The 17823-nt window shown below is 70.2% G+C and carries 17 protein-coding genes and 1 pseudogene; 9 read left to right on the forward strand and 9 right to left on the reverse strand.

The features are described from left to right. Together PPSIR1_RS38770 and PPSIR1_RS38775 are read right to left on the reverse strand one after the other, a co-directional pair. A partial coding sequence (locus tag PPSIR1_RS38770; protein WP_157596428.1) for a hypothetical protein occupies positions 1-286 on the reverse strand: 286 nt, incomplete at its 3' end. A gap of 40 nt (positions 287-326) precedes the next feature. Further along, the gene (locus PPSIR1_RS38775) at positions 327-848 is read right to left on the reverse strand and encodes an O-acetyl-ADP-ribose deacetylase (RefSeq protein WP_006976767.1); all 522 of its coding nucleotides are present in this window, start codon (positions 846-848) and stop codon (positions 327-329) included. Between the two features lie 49 nt (positions 849-897). On the opposite strand from PPSIR1_RS38775, the gene PPSIR1_RS38780 reads away from it, so the two are divergent. Together PPSIR1_RS38780 and PPSIR1_RS38785 are read left to right on the forward strand one after the other, a co-directional pair. Next, entirely contained in the window at positions 898-1353 is a 456-nt protein-coding gene (locus PPSIR1_RS38780; RefSeq protein ID WP_006976768.1) for a protease inhibitor I42 family protein, read from the forward strand. A gap of 49 nt (positions 1354-1402) precedes the next feature. Continuing rightward, complete coding sequence (locus tag PPSIR1_RS38785; RefSeq protein WP_157596429.1) at positions 1403-2422, forward strand: isocitrate/isopropylmalate family dehydrogenase; 1020 nt, start codon at positions 1403-1405, stop codon at positions 2420-2422. A 65-nt stretch (positions 2423-2487) separates the two neighbouring features. Here the strand turns inward: PPSIR1_RS38785 and PPSIR1_RS38790 are convergent, their stop codons facing one another. Then, positions 2488-4584 (reverse strand): hypothetical protein, encoded by a 2097-nt coding sequence (locus PPSIR1_RS38790; protein WP_006976770.1) that lies wholly within the window; start codon positions 4582-4584, stop codon positions 2488-2490. Between the two features lie 103 nt (positions 4585-4687). Between PPSIR1_RS38790 and PPSIR1_RS49820 the strand changes: the two genes are divergently transcribed. The 4 genes from PPSIR1_RS49820 (at position 4688) to PPSIR1_RS38810 (ending at position 8501) form a co-directional block, all read left to right on the forward strand. After that, positions 4688-5758, forward strand: a complete 1071-nt coding sequence (locus PPSIR1_RS49820; RefSeq protein WP_198154712.1) for a TOBE domain-containing protein — start codon at positions 4688-4690, stop codon at positions 5756-5758. Between the two features lie 55 nt (positions 5759-5813). Then, the gene (locus PPSIR1_RS38800) at positions 5814-6314 is read left to right on the forward strand and encodes an RNA polymerase sigma factor (protein ID WP_006976772.1); all 501 of its coding nucleotides are present in this window, start codon (positions 5814-5816) and stop codon (positions 6312-6314) included. A gap of 305 nt (positions 6315-6619) precedes the next feature. Next, positions 6620-7204, forward strand: coding sequence for a hypothetical protein (locus tag PPSIR1_RS38805; protein ID WP_006976773.1), 585 nt, complete (start codon positions 6620-6622; stop codon positions 7202-7204). A gap of 64 nt (positions 7205-7268) precedes the next feature. Continuing rightward, positions 7269-8501 (forward strand): choice-of-anchor L domain-containing protein, encoded by a 1233-nt coding sequence (locus PPSIR1_RS38810; protein WP_157596430.1) that lies wholly within the window; start codon positions 7269-7271, stop codon positions 8499-8501. Positions 8502-8634: 133 nt separating this feature from the next. On the opposite strand, the gene PPSIR1_RS38815 is transcribed toward PPSIR1_RS38810, so the two are convergent. The 6 genes from PPSIR1_RS38815 to PPSIR1_RS38840 all read right to left on the reverse strand — a co-directional run bounded on the left by PPSIR1_RS38815 (position 8635) and on the right by PPSIR1_RS38840 (position 15400). Then, positions 8635-9552: a hypothetical protein gene (locus PPSIR1_RS38815; RefSeq protein ID WP_157596431.1), complete on the reverse strand. Its 918-nt coding sequence runs from the start codon at positions 9550-9552 to the stop codon at positions 8635-8637. Beyond that, positions 9552-10430, reverse strand: a complete 879-nt coding sequence (locus PPSIR1_RS38820) for a hypothetical protein (protein WP_157596432.1) — start codon at positions 10428-10430, stop codon at positions 9552-9554. The genes PPSIR1_RS38815 and PPSIR1_RS38820 overlap by 1 nt, the downstream gene beginning before the upstream one ends. Positions 10431-10631: 201 nt before the next feature. After that, positions 10632-11042: a hypothetical protein gene (locus tag PPSIR1_RS38825; protein WP_006976777.1), complete on the reverse strand. Its 411-nt coding sequence runs from the start codon at positions 11040-11042 to the stop codon at positions 10632-10634. Positions 11043-11197: 155 nt separating this feature from the next. Further along, positions 11198-14302: a serine/threonine-protein kinase gene (locus PPSIR1_RS38830; RefSeq protein WP_157596433.1), complete on the reverse strand. Its 3105-nt coding sequence runs from the start codon at positions 14300-14302 to the stop codon at positions 11198-11200. Positions 14303-14371: 69 nt separating this feature from the next. Next, complete coding sequence (locus tag PPSIR1_RS38835) at positions 14372-15025, reverse strand: RNA polymerase sigma factor (RefSeq protein WP_045117622.1); 654 nt, start codon at positions 15023-15025, stop codon at positions 14372-14374. A gap of 66 nt (positions 15026-15091) precedes the next feature. After that, positions 15092-15400, reverse strand: a complete 309-nt coding sequence (locus PPSIR1_RS38840; RefSeq protein WP_157596434.1) for a hypothetical protein — start codon at positions 15398-15400, stop codon at positions 15092-15094. 479 nt (positions 15401-15879) lie between these two features. On the opposite strand from PPSIR1_RS38840, the gene PPSIR1_RS38845 reads away from it, so the two are divergent. The 3 genes and pseudogenes from PPSIR1_RS38845 to PPSIR1_RS51410 form a co-directional block, all read left to right on the forward strand. Then, positions 15880-16251, forward strand: a complete 372-nt coding sequence (locus PPSIR1_RS38845) for a hypothetical protein (RefSeq protein ID WP_157596435.1) — start codon at positions 15880-15882, stop codon at positions 16249-16251. Positions 16252-16458: 207 nt separating this feature from the next. Next, positions 16459-17193 (forward strand): DUF7873 family protein, encoded by a 735-nt coding sequence (locus PPSIR1_RS38850; protein WP_006976782.1) that lies wholly within the window; start codon positions 16459-16461, stop codon positions 17191-17193. Between the two features lie 463 nt (positions 17194-17656). Then, positions 17657-17823: pseudogene (locus PPSIR1_RS51410) on the forward strand (hypothetical protein); the annotation flags it as partial.

The raw sequence follows: 17823 nt of genomic DNA on the forward strand, positions 1-17823 counted from the left end.
GGGCGAGGAGCAGGACCCAGTCGAGGTAGCTGAGGTGGTTGGCCGCGACCGCGTAGTTCTCGATGCCCGTGCAGTAGATCGTGCCCTCGACGTGCACGCTCGCGCGCACCACCTCGAGGATCCGTCGGCTCATCAGTCGCGCGATGTGCTGCTCGATGATCCCCTCGCGCTTGTCGATGACGTTCCCCGCCATCTTGAATAGATGGAACCAGCTGATCAGGCCAAACAGGCGGACGTACTGCCAGCCCCGAACGAACTCGTCTGCGATGCGTCGGATCAGTGCCATCGAGAGCGCGAAAGAGGTTTCGCGCATGCGACGGAGACTTTCAACCCGACAAGTCCCGAAACTTGGCGAAGGCTGCCATCACCTCGGCGGTGAACAGCACGAAGCGAACGCGCGCCACGCAGCCCCAGTCGCGGCTGGCGACGGTCTCGAGGGCGATGCGGGCGGCCGGATCGAGGGGGAAGCCATAGGCCCCCGTCGACAGCGCAGGGCAGGCTAGCTCGGTGACGTCGTGGGCTGCGGCGAGCTCGAGGGCCGAGGCGTAGGCGCGCGCGAGTACGCCCTTTGGATCCTCGGAGCGGGCGTAGATCGGACCGACCGCGTGGATCACCCAGCGCGCGTCGAGCCCGAAGGCGGGGGTGATGCGCGCTTCGCCGAAGGGGCAGCGGATCCCGTTCACCTTTGGCACGCGTCGACAGGCCGCGAGCAGCTCGGGCCCCGCGGCGCGGTGGATCGCCCCGTCGACGCCCCCGCCCCCGAGCATCTTGGGGTTCGCGGCGTTGACGATCGCGTCGCAGGACACCCGGGTGATGTCGCCGCGCTCGAGGGTGATGCTCGGGGCCATCGCGCGACGCTAGCACGGGCCGGGAGAGCGCCCCTGCTACCATGCCTTCGTGCGCGCCCGTGGACTCGCCCTGGCCCTCACCCTCGTGCTCCCCGCGAGCCTCGCCACGGCGGGCTGCAAGGGCAAGAGCTCCTCGCAGTCGCGGCTGCGCCACGAGCGGGCGACCCACGTGGTCTCCTCGGGCGACGGCGACTCGACCCTGAAGGCCAAGGTCGGCGAGACCGTCGAGGTCAACCTCGGCTCGCCGCGCGGTGTCGCCCCGGAGTACCGCTTTCAGTGGGGGCCCGAGCCCGCGCTCGAGGGCGCGGCCGTGAAGTTCATCGAGCGCCGCGTCGAGGGACCCGGCTCGGACATCGACGGGGGCTCGTTCACGCACCGCTTCCTGTTCGAGGCCGTCGCCGCCGGGGAGTCGCAGATCACCCTCACGCCCAGCCCCCCAGACCAGGGCGGCGGCGAGTCGGCGCCGACGGAGCCGTGGACGATCACCGTCGCGGTCGAGGGCTGACTGGCCTGGCCTGGTCTAGCCGTCAAAGACCAGTATGCTCGGCCCGAGCATGAACCGCTACAGCATCGTCGAACTTCACGGAGACGGAATCGCCCGCGAGCTCTCGCAGGCCGTGCACACCGTCGCTGATGCCCTCCCCTTCGAGATCGAGTTCATCCCCGTCGACCTGTCCGACGAGAGCCGCGAGGCCAAGGGCGACGCCATCTACGACGAGGCCGAGGCCGCCATGCGCCGCTACGGCACCTCGCTCAAGTACCCGACCGCGACGACCAAGGAGAGCCCCAACCGGGTGCTCCGCGAGCGCTGCAACTTCGCCGTGATCCACCGCCCGGTCGCGACCATCCCGGGCATCCAGACCCACTACAACGAGCGCATCCACCTCGACATCGTGCGCATCGCCACCGGCGGCACCTACGAGGACGCCGGGCGCCGCATCAACCGCGACACCGCGGTGTCGATCCGCGCCATCGAGCGCCGCCCCTCGGTGCTGGCCTCGCGCTTCGCCTTCCGCCTCGCCCAGCTGCGCGACTCCAACGTCATCGCCACCTCCAAGTACACGATCCAAAAGGCGACCGACGGCCTGTTCCAGGAGGCCGCCCGCGGCGTCGCCCGGGACTACCCGGCCACGGAGTTCCGCGAGGAGCTGTTCGACGCCCTGCTCGCCGGGATCATCATGCGACCCGAGCGCTACGGCGTGATCGTGTGCCCCAACGAGTACGGCGACTTCCTCTCGGACATGGCCTACGGGCTGATCGGCTCCATCGGCCTGGGCGACAGCGCCTCCTATAGCTTCGACTCCCAGGGCCAGGTCGACGTCGCCATGTTCGACCCCGCCGGCGGCACCGCCCCCGACATCGCCGGCCAAAACAAGGCCAACCCCACCGCCGCGCTCTTGGCCATGGCCAACATGCTCCGCCACATCGGCGAGCACGACTCGAGCAAGGCCCTGCGCGGGGCTTTGTTTGGGGCCATCGAGGCCGGCGAGAAGACGGCCGACATCGGCGGCTCGCTGAACCTCAGCGAGTTCACCCAGGTGATCGTCGACCGGACCAAGAGCGCGCTGGGCTGACGAGCTGCGCTCCAAAAGAGCAGGGCCCCGTGAACCGGAGCCCTGCTTTTTTCGTGGTTGCGGCGCTACTGCACGGCGATCCGCAGGACCCGCTGGCGCCACAGGTGCTGCGGGTCGTGGCCGCGCCAGTTGCTCGGCAGGTAGGTCGGGCGGAAGGAGCGGCTCGCCGCCGCGATGGCCACGTGGTAGCAGCCCGCGTCCGCGCCCGCGTCGATCTGATAGTAGAGCGTCCGGCTCAGCGCGTTGTCCGAGGGGCTGGTGTGCCAGTGCGCCGCCGAGTCCACAGCGGCCGCCGGGATGTCCCCGGCCCCCTGGGTGATCTGGCTGATGGTCGCCTGCGGCCCGCAACCGGAAGCCGAGGCCCAGTAGTTGCGCAGGTGGTTGGCGCTGACGCTGAACGAGACCCGCAGCTGGACGGCCTGGGTGCCCTGGCGCGGGACCACGGCGCAGTCGTCGGGGTCGAGGGCGTTCCACCCGCCGCCGGGGTGGCGCCAGTGCAGGCTGTGCACGGTGATCGTCGGCTTGGTCGCGTCGAAGCGCAGGTTGATCGAGCCGGTCTTGCTGTTGGGGATGGGCGTCACCGTGCCCCCGGCGAGGGCGCCGAACTCGAGCTCGAAGCCCTGGGTGCTCACGCCGGCCTGGTCGGGCACGGGCGCGAGGATGCCGACGGGCGTCCAGCCCTCGTCCCGGCCGACGATGGGGTACCAGTGCCCGTCCACCGGCGTGATCGTGCGGGTCTGGAGCACGCCGCCGACCACTCGTGACAGCGGCCCGTAGGCGCCCTGGAGGTAGCCCTGGGTCCCGTTGACCTCGCGGTGCACCCGGTAGTGCGTCGCCCCCTCCCGCTCGGCGCAGCCGACCAGATAGAAGCTGCCCACGAAGGGCGTCTCCCCGGGCTCGACGGCCGCGCCGCCGGGGATGCCGTCGGCGTCGGGGCGGTTGGGCAGCTTGGCGTAGCCCGAGCCCGCGTCGTGGGTCTCCGAGGGGTTGCCCGGCACCTGCAGGGGGTAGTTGCCGGCGTAGAGGATCGCCGGGTCGCCGCACGGCCCGAGCTCGGGCAGGTCGCAGCTCGGCCCCGCGATGGCCGTGGGCTCGGCGACGAGCACCACCTCCCCCAGATCGCCCGCGTTCCAGCGCACGTCGAACAGGCCCTCGGTGTAGATGGGCGTCTGCTGCCCGTCGCCGTTGACGTCCTGGGTGACCTCGAAGCTCAGGTCCGGGATGTCGACGATCGTCGTCCACTCCGGGACCGCCACCCACTCGCAGCGCAGGAACGGCCCGAACACCCGCTTGGCGTCGAAGTCGACCAACTTGCGCGGCGACACGCCGGCCCGCGCGGCCAGCTTGGCCCGCATCTTGGGGTCGAGGATGGCCTTGGCGCGGGCGTCGAGGGGCGGCGGCAGGCGGTCGAAGGCCGGCCGGCGCAGCTCGTCGTCGAGCTCGGCGCGCAGCGAGCCCACGCCCCGGCGGCTGGCCACGTCGCGCAGGCGAGCGCTGCGGACCGGGTCGAGGCGGTGCTCGGCGCGACGCAGCGCAGCGCCGTCGAGCTCGCGGACGTGCAGTCCGAGCTTGGAGACTGGTCCGATGGGGTCGGGGATCGGATCGCGCTCGAACAGCACGTCCTCGATGACCGGCACTCGCAGCCACTCCAGGTAGCAGCGCCGCTCGAGCCGCCAGCGCAGGTAGTGGTCGATGTCGAAGCGAGGCAGCCACACGCAAAAGCGCCCGCACTCGTCGGTGGTGACCTGAGCGAGGACCTCCCGGGTCACGCCAAAGGGGTAGAACCACGAGTGGGGCTGGCCCGCGGGCGACCACGCGATGAGGTTGATGTCCGTGTCGTAGACGGTGACCGTGGCGAAGGGCACCGGCAGCTCGTTGCCCTCGGCGTCGCGCTTGACCACGCGGCCGCACAGCCGCCGAAACAGCAACTCCTTCAAGTTCCCGAGCTTGCCCAGGCGCTCGCGCAGGTCTGGCAGGGTCTTGCCGACCAGGTCCGCCTTGGGCAGGGCACTGAGGCTCTCGAGGCGCGCAGCCTGGCGCGCGGTGAGGGCGTGGGTTTCCGGGTCGTTGCTGCGGCCAGGGAAGCGCGCCAGGTGCTGGCCCGGCCGCCGGAGCGCCCGCTTTTGGGGACGTCGACTCTCGTCTCGCTCGTTTCGCGTCATGGCCTTTCGGATAGCGTGGGTGGTCCGCGGGCTCCGTACGCGAGGCGTTAGTCGAGGGTGGGCTCAGCGTTCGCCGTCGCCGGGCAGTACCATGGGGGCCACCGTGCTCGCCTCGCTCCCATCCGTGCTTGGGAGGGGCCTGGCCGCGAGCCTGCTCGCCGCTTGGGCCCCCGCGCCGTCGAGCCCCGCGGCCGGCGACGCCCCGAGCACCGACGCCGCTGTCGTCCACGCCGGGGAGTGGCCGCGCAAATGGGAGGCTCCGGCCGCCTGTCCCCAGGGCGAGGCCGTGCGCGCGCGCGTGGCCCAGCTGCTCGCGCCCGACATGGTCATCCCCGAGGCGCTGGTCCACGCGAACGCCCGGGTGATCGCCATCGAGGAAGGCGACGCGCGCTGGCAGCTCGAGCTCGAGCTCGGCGAGGGTGTACCGACGCGGGCGGTCACGGCCGAGGCCTGCGCCGACCTCGGCGAGGTCGCGGCGTTGATCCTCGCGCTGGCCGTCGATCCCCTCGCCGTCGCCCGGGCGACGGAGCCAAGGCCTGAACCGCCGCCCGAGCCTGAACCTGAACCTGAACCTGAACCGCCGCCCGAGCCCGAGCCCCTGCCCGAGCCCGAGCCCGAACCCACCAAAGTCCGCCCCACCGCCTTCGTATCCCCGCGCATCGGCCTGGCCTCGGGCCTGCTCCCCGGGGCCATCCCCACCCTCTCGGCCGCCATCGGCGTGGAGCTCCCCAGCCTCCGCGTGGAGCTGGCGGGGACCTTCTCCCCCCAGCGCACGGAGTTCGCCAAGCTCGGCGGCCTCGACATCAACGCCGCCGTCGGTGGCCGCTACACCATGGGCTACGCCAGCGCCCGCGCGTGCCCGACGGTGCGGCTGATCCAAAAGCGCTCGACCCTCTCGGCGCCGCTGTGTGTCGGCGTGGCCTTTGGTGGGGTCCGCAACGAGCCCATCGGCCTCGAGCAACCCCGCGCCGCGACGGCGGCATGGGGAGCCGCTCAGCTCGCCCCCGCCCTCAGCTGGAAGCCCAGCCCCCGCGCCGCGCTGTGGCTCGGGATCGAGAGCAATCTCTCGTTCCTCAGCGCCGCCTTCTCGGCCGGGGGACTCGCGCAACCCCTCTACGAGACGCCGTTTTTCAGCATCCAGGGCCAAGTTGGCTTCGAGTTGCATTTTGAGTGACGGAAAGCGAACGGCCGCGACACGAGGGGATGCGTTGCCGCCCCTGAGCCAGCCAATGGCGCGTTCTCGACCCACCCTCGAGGCCGTCTTTCGCGAGCACCACGACTACGTGTGGCGCAGCCTGCGACGCTTGGGCTTGGGCGAGGACCAGGTCGACGACGCCGTCCAGGACGTCTTCCTCGTCGTCCACGAGCGCCTCGACGAATTCGAGTTCCGCGCCTCGCTGCGCACCTGGCTGTTCCGCATCTGCATGAACGTCGCCATGAGCCACCAGCGACGCAGCCAACGCGACAACCAAGCCGAGCTGCTCATCCCCCAGGGCAGCCTGACCGAGAAGCTCGAGCGTCGCGAGGCCCTGCGCCTGCTCGACGCCCTGCTCGACAGCCTCGACACCGAGCAGCGGGCCGTCTACGTGCTCGCCGAGATCGAAGGGCACAGCGGCCCCGAGATCGCCCGAATGCTGGGCATCGAGCTCAACACCGCCTACTCACGGCTGCGACTGGCCCGCGCCAAGATGGCCCGGGCCCTGCGTCGCCTGGCTTGCAAGTCCGTCTGAGAGCCACCGCCATGACCCACGACCACAGCCCCGATCCCGATCTGGCCCGCCTGCTCGAGGCCGCCCGCGCGGATCGACCCCCGCCCGGGACCGTCGACGCGAGCTGGGCCGCGCTCCAGGCTCGCATCGCACCGCCGCCGCCTCCGGGCAGCGAAGCCACCGACGCTCCATCGCCCAGCGCCGACGCGGGCTCACCACGACCTCTCGAAGCGAGCCACCCCAGCGGAAGGGGGGCTGCTGCGAGCGCACCGACAAAAGGAGTCGCTCTGGGGGGCCTGACGCTCCTCGCTGGCGGTGCGCTCGCGGTGGCCATTTTTTTCCCCCGACCCGCGACCCCGCCCGAGGCCGAGGTGCGCCCAGAGCCCGCCACGGCCTCGCGGACACACGAGCAGCCCGAGCCCGAGGCGCTCCCGGCCACGCCGGTCGAGACCCCGAGCGCGGAGCTTCCCAGCGACGCGCCCGAGCCCGAGCCAAAGCCAGAGCCAGAGCCAGAACCACAGCTCGCTCCCGCGCCGGCCGAGCCGAGCTCCCCCGCGCCGACGCCCAAGGACGCGCCGGCCAAGCCGAGCCCGCCCGCGCCCTCGCGCTGCCCCGACCTCGCCGCCGAGGCCCAGCTGCTCGCCACGATCCACACCCAGCTGCGCGACGACGACGCCCGCGCAGCCCTCGACACCATCCAGACCTGGCGCCGCGACTGCGAGCAACCGGCCCTGAGCCAGGAGGTCCTCGGCGCCGAGCTGCTCGCCCTGTGTGCCCTCGGTCGCGAGTCCAAGGCCACGCAGCGCGCCCGCAGCTTCCACCGCCGCTGGCCCAGCTCCACCCTCGAGGCGCGCCTGGCCAACACCTGCGTGGGGTCGGTGTTCACCCCCGATGTCGACGCGGCACCGTGAGTGTCCGCAATCTGCACACCTCGAAGGACATGACGGCTCGCGCGCTCAAACGACACCAGTGGTCATGTTCGTGGGAATGATGGTCAAGCTCGAACCCCCTCGCGCGCGCGCCCTCTCGACGGCGCTCGCTCTCCTCGGCGCCAGCGCGTGCACCGATGAGGAGCAAGTCGGCGTGCTCGACACCTACGCCGACGGCAACGACGGCGACGAGGCCGGCGACGATGACGACGACGAAGAGGAGGAGACGACCGAGGACACCGGGCCGCTCCTCGACCTCGGCGGCGGCGAGGAGATGGGCAACCCCTGCGGCGAAGAGGGGGGCGAGTGCGAGTGCAACATCCCGCCGCACCAGCCCTGCGACGACGCCCCCGACGCGGGCCTGTTCGAGGCCCTGGGCCTCAACTGCCCCGACGAGCTCGGCGTCGACACGGCGATGACCGGCAACCCCGAGGGCATGGGCCTGCGCGAGAGCTTCGGCGACACCGACGCCTTCGCCCCCCGCGAGGGCTCGCGCTACGTCGTGCTCGGCAGCGGCTACGTCGCCCACCTCGACCAGTACGACGACTGGAACGACCCCGACGGCCCGATCCTCGAGTACGAGCCGTGCAGCGCCGACCTCGACGGCATCGACAACTTCGAGCCCGAGGGGCCCTACGACCCGATCACCTTGCCCGCGCCGATCGTCCCCCAGAACGTGGGCGCGGTCGACTGCTCCGAAGATCCGAGCCTGGTCGGCACCGGCGACTGCTCGAACAGCATCGCCGAGCAGGTCAACGCGGGCATGGGCGCCTACGACTACACCGAGCTGCGCTTCACCACCGCGGTGCCCTCCGAGGTCTACTCGTTCAGCTTCGACCTGGCCTTCTTCAGCTACGAGTACCCCGACTACTTCGGCTCGCAGTACAACGACATGTTCGTGGGCTGGCTCGAGTCCGAGAGCTGGACCGGCAACGTGTCCTTTGACGAGATGGGCAACCCCATCTCCCTCAACGCCGGCTACCTCGACTTCAAGGACCCGAGCTCCGGGCCCTTCCCGCCCCAGGACGACCCCAATTTCCCCGACCCCGAGTGCGCCCAGGGCTGCACCGCCGAGGAGCTCCACGGCACCTGCATGCAAGGTCACGCCGGGACCAAGTGGCTGACCACCACGGCCTCGGCGGTGCCTGGCGAGGAGATCACGATGGTGTTCGCGATCTTCGACCAGAGCGACTCGGTGCTCGACAGCTTCGTCTTCCTCGACAACTTCCAGTGGGGCTGCGAGGGCGGCAGCCCGCCGACCACGATCCCCATCCCCTGAGTTCTCGCTCGCTTCTCCCCCCCCTGACTTGACTTAGTCGTCCAACACACGCATCTCACAGCCAGCAACGCATGCCGGGGCGGAGAATGGTTTCCGGCCCCCGGGCCATTTTGGCAAGCTGCCGAGCGCGGGCTCAGCTCGGCCAGCACAGCCCGAACAGCTCCGAGCCGTTCGGGAAGTCCTTGCTGTAGAGGCTCTCGACGGAGGTACAAGTGAACCCAGCCGAGCATCCCCCGAGATCCGTCGGGCCGAGGTAACAGACCTCGGTACAACAGCCTTGATCGATGCAGTCGGGCCGACCGATGCAAATGGCGTTTGGCGCGTACGCACACTCCGACGTGACCAGGCACGGAGCGTTGGGGCCGGTGCTCGTGTCGGGCGGGAGGATGTGTGGTTGGCAGCCAAAGTAGTTGCTGACTTGGCCGGACATGACCGTGCACCGCTCCTCGCTCGGGTCGCAGCCCACTTGCGTGGCGAGACCGCACTCGTTGAGCGAAGACCATGCCCAGCGGCAGGCCTCGGTGCAATTCGGGCCTCCGTCACACATCTCCCCTGCGCTGAGGGCCCCATCTCCGCAGTCGACCGGGCCGCAAGCCGACTCGTTGGGGTGCAGCTGCGCGAAGCCCTCGCGGAGGGCGTCGCACTCCGCCCAGCAGTCTTCATCCGTCAGCCCTGGGATGCCGTAGCACTCTCCACCAGGCCCGTAGAGCAAGGCGTAAGCCGAGAGCCCCTCGGGCTGGACCTGCTTGACGCAGTCGAGGAAGTGCGCGCACAGATCCTCACCGGCTCCGCCCGAATCGGAGCCGCCCGAATCACCCGCGCTCGCTTCATCATCCGAGTCGCCTCCGTAGGTGTCGCTCTCGGGCCCCCCGAGGGCGACGCAGTAGTTCGAGACGCAGCTCAGGCCCGTCGCGCAGGCCCCCTCGACGCACGCGCAGGCCTCGGTCCCAGCCACGCAGTCCCCGCCTTGGCTGCCATCGCCACAGGCCCCCGCGATCACCACGAGCGCCAGGCACCAGGCTCGCCTACGCCACACCTTCGAGATCGGCATCAACGACACCCCTCTCCGCCGATGATCCCGTGGATCTGGAACTGCATGTGGGCGTCGTCGAGATTGTTGTAGCAACCCGAAGCGGGCGTCCACGACTGACAAGACCCTTGAAAGAACAGCTGCTGCGCGTCCCTAGCTGCGGCCATGAACCCAAAGGGGGAGTCGTAGAGCCTCCAGTGCCACCGATGCGTGTCGATCGGTACGATCGCCCCAACGCTCAGCCAGTGGGTCCCGGCCTCCAGCACCACACCTGGGCTGAGCGTCATGTCCAACACTCCATCGTTCATGGGATCCATGGCCTGGACCGTCGCGCCATGACTCGGCTCAGCCTGCGGAACTCCGACCTCGTGGTGCGAGAAAAACTCGATGGCCACCATGGGCGGACTCGGCGGGGCCGCGCCGTTGCCATAAAAGCCCACGGCGCGCACGCGAGTGATGCACCAGCACTGCTCTGTCGGCGGGATGACAAAGTCGTCGGCGAGTTCGACCCTGGCGTCGCCGTAGTCGGTGGCGATCCCGGAAAAGATGCCCACATCGCTCGAACTGATCGAGCCCTGCGCGTAGAGGATCAACTCGCTTCCAGAGCCACACGGATCGGCGCCCGGTCCGGTGTCCTCGCTCGTGGTCGAGCCGTCCGAATCCGCCCCGGTCGAGTCATCCGTGTCGCTCACCTCGTCCAGGCCCGAGCTCTCGTCCTCGCCCGCCTCGACATCGACGCAGATACCCGAGTAACAGCTGAGCCCTTCCAGGCAAAGCTCGCCCTCAAAGCACGCGCAGCCCAAGGTCCCGAAGGCGCAATCGGACGCCGCGGGCGCTCCACAAGCGCTCAGCACCAGGCCCGAGGAGAGGCCAAGCGCAGCCGACAAGAGTGTGCGCACTTGACGCTGCGACCGCGTCCTACTCATGACTTGGGCGGGCTCCAAGTCCTCGCCCGACCGTTCACAACATGATCTTTCATTCGACATGGGTTCACTCTTCCGAGCACGCTCGGCGCGTGCTCCGGCTAGCAAGAGGACGCCGGGGCGGAGAATGCTCTCCGCCCCGGCACGTTTCATGGGGGGTGGGGCGGGCCGAAGCGATCAATCCTCCGGGGGGCAGGGCGGATCGGGGCGGATGACGATCGGCGGGATCGGGACCATGTTGGTCTGGCCGATGGGCGCAAACTCGAACACGTAGTCGGAGCCCTCCTCGACGACGTAGCGCATGGCTCCGCCGCGGGTCAGGTGCTGCTCCGTGGCCTCACCGTCCGGAGTCACGTCGACTTGCCACTCCCCGTCGGAGAGCTGGACGTCGACGAGCACGCGGCTGAGCGAGCCCAAGTGGAGGGTGATGTCGTTGTCTGACAGCACCGGCTGGCCCGTGGCGCCGTTGAGCACGAACACCTCGCCCGTGAGCGTATCGATCTCGAGGGCCAGGACCGACTCCTCGCAATCGGGGTTGTCGTCATCGGTCGCCGACGCCACGCTCGGCACCCCGAGGATCGCCAGCATCCCCATCAGGAGCCCGCTGCGAATGAGACCACGACTACTCAGTTTACTTTTGATGTTTACCATGATGGTACTTCCTTTCATTCGGGGCATGCATGTGCCCCTCTCGATTCACGACAATGTCGACAACCCGAAGCCTCGGGCTGCCCAAGATCAATTCACTTCGGCGGCGGCCAGAGATCTGGCGCGTCGATGCCCAGCTCGGCGAGTTCGAGCTTCGTGACCCCGAGGTCCGCCCACCACCCGAGCACCTGCGCCTGAGACAACGCCGACTCGCGGCGGAGCTCCGACAAGCGATCGAGCGAAGCTCGGGACGCGCCCCCGCGGCGCACCTCGACCAGCGCCGACAAGAAGGCGTGGCTGAACGCGTAGCTCCCCAGATAGGCCCCGTCGAGGGCCTGCAAGTCCTCCAAGGCCGCGTCCAGCTCTCCGCGGCGCAGGTGGACTTCGCACCAATTCAGGTGATGGGGGGCCGCCAATGGCGATCGCGGAGAAGGCGTCTGGACCGTCTCGAGCAGGCGCATCGCCTCATCGAGGTGGCCCAGAGCCAAGAGCGAAGCCACGGCGTCGAGCTGCATCTGCTGCGCGTGGGGATGCTCCAACGAGAACCTCTGCTCGAGCATCGACAAGGCCCGGCGGGTATGGACCAGCGCTTTGTGGTGCTCGCCTCGCGCCGCATGAATGGCGACCCGAAGGTGCTCGGTCACGACTCGACTCGGGTGGGCGTCGGGCAAGGTCTCACGCTGCTCGCGCTCTGCGGCGTCAGCGTAGCTCTCGGCGAGCTTGGATCGCCCTGCTCGCAATGCCAAGGTCCCCAATACGAGCTTGGCCAACACCAGCTCCTCGTGGGGCCGCGAGTGAGAAGAGCTCCAGATCGCAACGGCACGCTGCAGCGCGAGCTTCGCCTGCTCATCTTCCCCGGCCACGTCGAGCAGCGCATTGCCGAGCTTGTACAGCGGCATCCCCACCTCGGGGTGTCCCGGACCGAACAGCTCCTCCGCTTCGAACACCGCCTCGCGTCGATACTCGAGCGCCCGCTCGGCATCTTCACTGGCGATCAGATCCGCCAAGTTCCCGAGATAGGTCGGACGGTCCAGCGCCGCCAGGGGATCTTCGGCGCTCAACTCCAGAGCCTCCACGTACGCCCGCTCCGCGTCGAGGCGGTCACCCGAGACGTGAGCGAGCTGTGCCCTCGCGTCCGCCAACCTCGCCTGTCGTCGCGTAGAAGGCTCGAGCCGAGAGTCCGCCACCGTCGCCCGGCGCAGCTCCCAGCGCCCGCGCTCGAGCTCCCGAAAGTCCGACACCGTCCGCAGCGCCTGCGCCAGCCACAGCTCCGCGGCGAGGGCGTCGTGGCCGTGGCGCTCCGCCAGATCGATGGCCTCCTGCACGAGCTCCCGCCCGCGCGTCAGCGAACCAGTGGCCAGCTCGGCCTTGCCCCGCTCGGCCCGAGCCTCGGCCATCAGCGGGCCGTAGCCCAGCTCGACGGCCGCGAGGTCGCTGGCCTCGGCGAGCTCGGCCCCGCGCTCGAGGCGTCCGAGGACGCGCAGCTGGTGGGCGCGCTCGATGTCGAGGCGGACTCCCTCGACCGCCTCGACCGCTTCGGCCGGAGGGGGCTCGAGACCCAAGAGCGCGAGCTGCGTCTGGCAGGCTTCGGGGCTCGGCTGGGCCGCGATGAACTCCACGGCGCGCGCCAGCTCGTCCCCTCGACGCGCCGGGTCGACGCTCGCGGGCTCGAGCAACAGCTCGACCAGCTCCCCGACCGCCCGGCGCTGACGCTCGAGGCACAGGCCCTGGGCGCGGGCGAGCTCCGGCGCCACGGCGTGGTCTCGCTGGGCCACGCACAGCTCCCCGCGCGCCTCGACCCACGCCCCCGACCACCGCTCGAGGCCCTGGCTGACCCGCGCGACGCTGTCGGCGGCGTGCTCGGCCTCGAGCCCGGCGTAGCGAGCCTCGAGGCCCGTGCGGGCGTCCGCGTCCCAGACCCCGTGGAGCTCGCGCTCGACGAGGGCGCAGCGGTCTTCGGTCTCATCGGTCTCATCGGCGCCCGGGAGCAGGACCAGGGCGAGGGCCGCGGCGAAGCCCGTGGCCACGCCGGCCGCGCCCAGCCACGCCCGACGGCGACGCCCGGCCGCCCGCTCGAGCTGCCCGAGGAGCTCCTCCATGCTCGACCAGCGCGCCTCGGGCTCGCGGGCCAGCCCGCGGCAAAGCACCCGCCACAGGCCCCTCGGCGCCCGCCCGCGGCCGGACTGTGGGACCCGCGGGTCGTCGTCGCGCAGCGCCTCGAGGCGCGCCAGGGCGCTGCTGCACACGAAGGGCGGCGCGTCGTAGAGCGCCTCGTAGAGCGCGACGCAAAAGGAAAACTGATCGCTCCGGGCGTCGACCTCGAGGCCGCACAGCTGCTCGAGGGCCATGTAGCGGATGGTCCCGAGGATGGCCCCGTGGGCGCTGACCCGCAGGCCCAGGTCGCTGCCGCGGCTCGGCGCCGCAGCCAGGCCCAGACCGAGCGATGCGCCCTCGCTCCGCTCGCTTCGCCTCGCCGCGACCTCGTCCCCCTCGAGGACCAGGCCGAAGTCGGCCACGCGGACCTCTCCGGCGTCGCTGAGCAGCACGTTGTCTGGCTTGAAGTCCCGGTGGATGAGCCCGGCCCCGTGCGCCGCCGCCAGGCCTCGACCGGCGGCGAGGAAGACCTCGAGGATCTCCCGCCACGAGCGCGGCTCCGCGCTCAGCCACTGCCCGAGGGTCGCCCCGTCGACGAACTCCATCGCCACGAAGGTCCGGCCCCCCTCGGTCCCGACCTCGTAGACCTGGACGACGTTGGGGTGGGACAGGCGCGCGAGGGCCCGGGCTTCACGGCGCAGGCGCTCTTGCTCGGCGCCGCGCAGCTCCCCGGTGCGCACCCGCTTGATCGCCACCTCGCGGCCGAGCTCCTCGTCGCGGCCGAGGTAGACCTCGCCCATGCCCCCGGCGCCGAGGCTGCGCAGCACCCGGTAGCGGCCGATGCGGGTCGTGGGTCCGCGGCCGAACAGGCGCCGGCGGACCTCGTTGAGCACCCGCTCGTGCTCGAAGCAGCCCTCCCCGGGCGCGCTGTCGACGAGGGGGTCGTCCAAGGTCGGCTCGATGGGCCCTCGCTCGTCCGTCACCTCGGCCATGGCCATGGCTCCTCCCGGCTCCGTGCACGCGTTGTCATCCGCGCGCTCGCCGAGGCGTCGGGTCTCCGGCCGGAGCGGGATGACCCCCGCCATGTCGCTGTGTGCTCGTGCCACTCGTTCGCCTCGCTTCGACGTACAAGTGCGCGAGCCCGATGATCGCGACGTCGACGGGCAACTTTTTTTTCAAGCCGGGCCTCCCCCCTCTAAATCGGGCCCTGAGCCGCCCTTTTCGCCGCCGAGCATCCCGCGGATCTGCGCGGCCCAGCCCTCGAGGTCCTGCAGCGTGGTCGCGAGCAGCTCGGGGGTCGCGGTCAGCTGCGCCATGACCTCGTCGAGCTTGCGTCGAGCACGCGTCAGGCGTTGGCGCGCCGAGGAGGCCTGCCCGCCCGTGATCTTGGCGATGGTCCCCGCGTCGAGGCCCTCCCAGTAGTGCAGCTCGAGCAGGACCTGGCTGTCGAGGGGGAGGTGGCGCAGGCCCTCGAGCAGCAGGCGGTGCTCCCGACGTTGACCCGCCAGCGTGCTCGGCCCCGGATCCATGGTCGCCATCGAGCTGACGTCCGGGTCGACGCCCCGATCCCGCGCGAGCCGGCGGACGTGGCTGCGCAGCACGTTCCGGGCAATGGCGAACATGTACGCGCGAAAGTCGATGGTCACGACCTCGCGCTTTTCGATCATCGCCAGGAAGGTCGCCTGGACCAGGTCCTCGGCGCCGACCCGGACCTTGTTCTCGAAAAAGCGCGCGATCGCGGCGCCGTGCCGGTTGAACAGCAGCTCGCCAGCGCGGTCATCACCGCCGCGCCAGGCCTCGAGCAAGTTGGCGTCGCTTGGAGCAGACACGCCGCCATGGTAGCGAGCCAGGCCCGCGCATGCTGGACGAGGCGTCCCCCGATCCGCCGGCCTGGCTCAGCTGGGGCCGTTGTTGTTGTTCTGGCCGAAGCCCGAGGGGCTGTAGGGGTTGTTCGGATCGGCGTGGCTGTAAACCTCGCCGCCGCCGTCCATGTCGAGCATGCTGCCGGGCTTGGGCGCCAGGTTGGCGACGATGGCGTAGGCCGCCCCGCCACCCAGGGCGGCGCCGACCAGCGCGAACAAGTAGGGCGCCAGGCCCTCGTCGCCCATGACGAGGAAGCCGACGATGCCCCCGAGGAGCTCGCCCACGAACCACAGCAGGACCAGCGCGATCCAGCCCTTGCCGTGGCCTCTTTGCTCCGCCATTTCTCCAAGCTTCCGCCCGAGGGCGATGACGACGATGATTTCGAGCATGGGCACAGACTAGCGTAGACCTCGCGCGCTGTGGGCAGACTGAGTCACTCACGCCTTCGCAGCGCGCGAAAGTCTGCTCACCTGAGCGCGCGGACACGCCCTCACAGCGATGGCCTTGGGCGCTCCTCGACGCGCGCCGTCGCGGCATGAGCCACCAGGGCAAGCGCGGCGCAGCAGCGACACCAGGCCGATGGCGTAGCCTCCTCGAGCAGCCCGTAGGCGCTGGCGCCCGCGAGCGCCACGCACACCCGACCCATGGCCAGCGCGGTCCAGCCCCGCGCCGCGAGTCGCCCGCGAGATCAGTCTGCAGCTGCGGGCGCATGGGCGAGGCCCGACCGGAGAGCAGGTCGGCTGGACTGCCCGATCCGGATTGGATCCGCCGGATGGTCTCGATCCGCAACTTTTTTGGCGAGGGCGCTATGATCTCGGCCATGGCACGCACCCGACGCCTCGCCCCGCCGCGCATCACCGAGCGCGTGGGCGCAGCCGCGAGCGGTCGGCCACTGCTCGAGCTCAGCGAGCCGGCGCTCACCCGTGCGCGGCCAGTCGTCAAGGCTACCAAGGGCCGCCGAGGTCGAAAAGCCGCCAAGCCCAAGGCCATCTCTGGGGATCTCTTCGCGCACTTTGGGGTGGAGATCGCCTCCCCGGGCGAGGCCGCCCGGGCCGAGGCGCGGGTCAAGTCTCGCTCGACCAAGCGCCTCGGCGCCCCCGTGAAGGTCACGAACTGCTCGGGCTGTGGTTGGCGCAAGGCCGAGACCCAGCCCTGCCCGGTCTGCGATCAGCTCGACCTGCCCGGGACCTGAAGCGCGCGAGGCCGAGCGGCTGGGGACGCCGAGCCTCGCTCGTGTCGCGGCCAGACCCCGCGGGACCCCTCGCCGCCTCGCCTTGCCCCCGCGGGCGCCCGCGCTACACCCCGATCGACCGCGAGCCGAGGTCGAGAGGCGACGCCGCGCTGGATGCCCCAGCCGCCGCCCTCGCTGCCGGAGTCGCCGTCGATTGCGAGTACCCCCATGCGACTGAATCAACTCCTGGCCATCGAGAGCGAGCTCAAAAAGCGCGTCTACGCCGAAGTCACCGCCCTCGACAAGGCTTGCCGCAAGCCCGAGCTGCTCAACGGCTTCGTGTCCACCTACGCCCCCGTGGCTGAAGACGGCGAGCACTTCCCCCCCGAACAAAAGCGGGTCCAATACAACGCCCGCGAGGTCCTGCGGACCATCCACCACAGCCTGGCCGAGCTGTTCGCCGTCGAGGCGACCAAGGACTTCGCCAACACCGAGGCCCGCGCCGACGTCGTCGTCGACGGCGAGGTGCTCGTCGCCGAGGCGCCCACGACCTTCCTGCTCTTCCTCGAAAAGCAGCTCAAGGACCTCGGGACCATGGTCGAGCGCATGGCCGAGCTCGACGCCGCCGAGGAGTGGCGCGCCGACGAGAACGACCGCGGCGTGCACGTCTCGGCCCCGAGCAAGCGCCACCGGACCAAGAAGCTGCAAAAGGGCATCGTGCTCTACCCGGCCACCGAGGAGCACCCGGCGCAGACCCAGCTGATCACCGAGGATCAGATCGTCGGCTACGTGACCACGGTCAAGCGCTCGGGCGCCCTGCCCAAGGAGCACAAGCGCAAGCTCCTGCGCCGCATCGAGACCCTGTCCAACGCGGTCAAGAGCGCCCGCGAGGAGGCCAACACCCGCGAGTGCGAGCGCCACAGCCCCAGCGCCCTGCTCGACTTCGTGTTCGCGGACCTCTAATCAAAACGAATTCCGAAAGGGAGCCAAGCTCGAGCTCAAGCTCATCGTGACTGGCGACAACCGACGGGTATGGGGGTTCGAATCCCTCCCTCGACACTCCATGGGTCGAGGTGGCGAAACGGCAGACGCAGGCGCTCACGCGCTGACCCCAAGGCAGCCTTCAAGCTCAATCTCGCTCCCAAGCTCAGGACAGCGGCCCCGCTCATCTCTCCCTTTGGCGCCCATGGCTCGAGGCCCGGGATCATACCCCGGCGGATTCTCTACACCCATGAATCCGTGGTCTAGTGGAATGACGCGAGCTTTCAATTTCAGCGCCAACAACTGCCGTTGAGCGGAACAACCTCTGTGCCGGTGCTCGAGACCACCGGTTTGGACCCCGCCGGGTGAGGATAACACCCCGTTGGGGTCCCTTTAATTTTGCGCCCCGCCTTGCCGAGCCCGCGACCGTGCGCAGCATGGCTGCATGGCCGCACTGCAAGTCGACGCCAAGGGCGTGCGCCAGCCCTGCCCCCGCTGCGCCAAGGTCAACCGCATCCCCTTCGCCAAGCTCGGGCAGACGGCACGGTGCGGCAGCTGCCAGGCCGAGATCGGCGGGGCCATCGACGCGCCGGCGGACGTGCGCGACGAGGC

This window comes from Plesiocystis pacifica SIR-1 (genome assembly GCF_000170895.1).
Taxonomy (GTDB): Bacteria; Myxococcota_A; Polyangia; order Nannocystales; family Nannocystaceae; genus Plesiocystis; species Plesiocystis pacifica.

Bases quoted from the DNA above. Each gene is read 5' to 3' on its own strand.
- PPSIR1_RS38775 (WP_006976767.1), bottom strand. From the start codon at position 848: ATGGCCCCGAGCATCACCCTCGAGCGCGGCGACATCACCCGGGTGTCC.
- PPSIR1_RS38785 (WP_157596429.1), top strand. From the start codon at position 1,403: ATGAACCGCTACAGCATCGTCGAACTTCACGGAGACGGAATCGCCCGC.
- PPSIR1_RS38790 (WP_006976770.1), bottom strand. From the start codon at position 4,584: ATGACGCGAAACGAGCGAGACGAGAGTCGACGTCCCCAAAAGCGGGCG.
- PPSIR1_RS38800 (WP_006976772.1), top strand. From the start codon at position 5,814: ATGGCGCGTTCTCGACCCACCCTCGAGGCCGTCTTTCGCGAGCACCAC.
- PPSIR1_RS38810 (WP_157596430.1), top strand. From the start codon at position 7,269: ATGTTCGTGGGAATGATGGTCAAGCTCGAACCCCCTCGCGCGCGCGCC.
- PPSIR1_RS38815 (WP_157596431.1), bottom strand. From the start codon at position 9,552: ATGCCGATCTCGAAGGTGTGGCGTAGGCGAGCCTGGTGCCTGGCGCTC.
- PPSIR1_RS38825 (WP_006976777.1), bottom strand. From the start codon at position 11,042: ATGCTGGCGATCCTCGGGGTGCCGAGCGTGGCGTCGGCGACCGATGAC.
- PPSIR1_RS38840 (WP_157596434.1), bottom strand. From the start codon at position 15,400: ATGGCGGAGCAAAGAGGCCACGGCAAGGGCTGGATCGCGCTGGTCCTG.
- PPSIR1_RS38845 (WP_157596435.1), top strand. From the start codon at position 15,880: ATGGCACGCACCCGACGCCTCGCCCCGCCGCGCATCACCGAGCGCGTG.
- PPSIR1_RS38850 (WP_006976782.1), top strand. From the start codon at position 16,459: ATGCGACTGAATCAACTCCTGGCCATCGAGAGCGAGCTCAAAAAGCGC.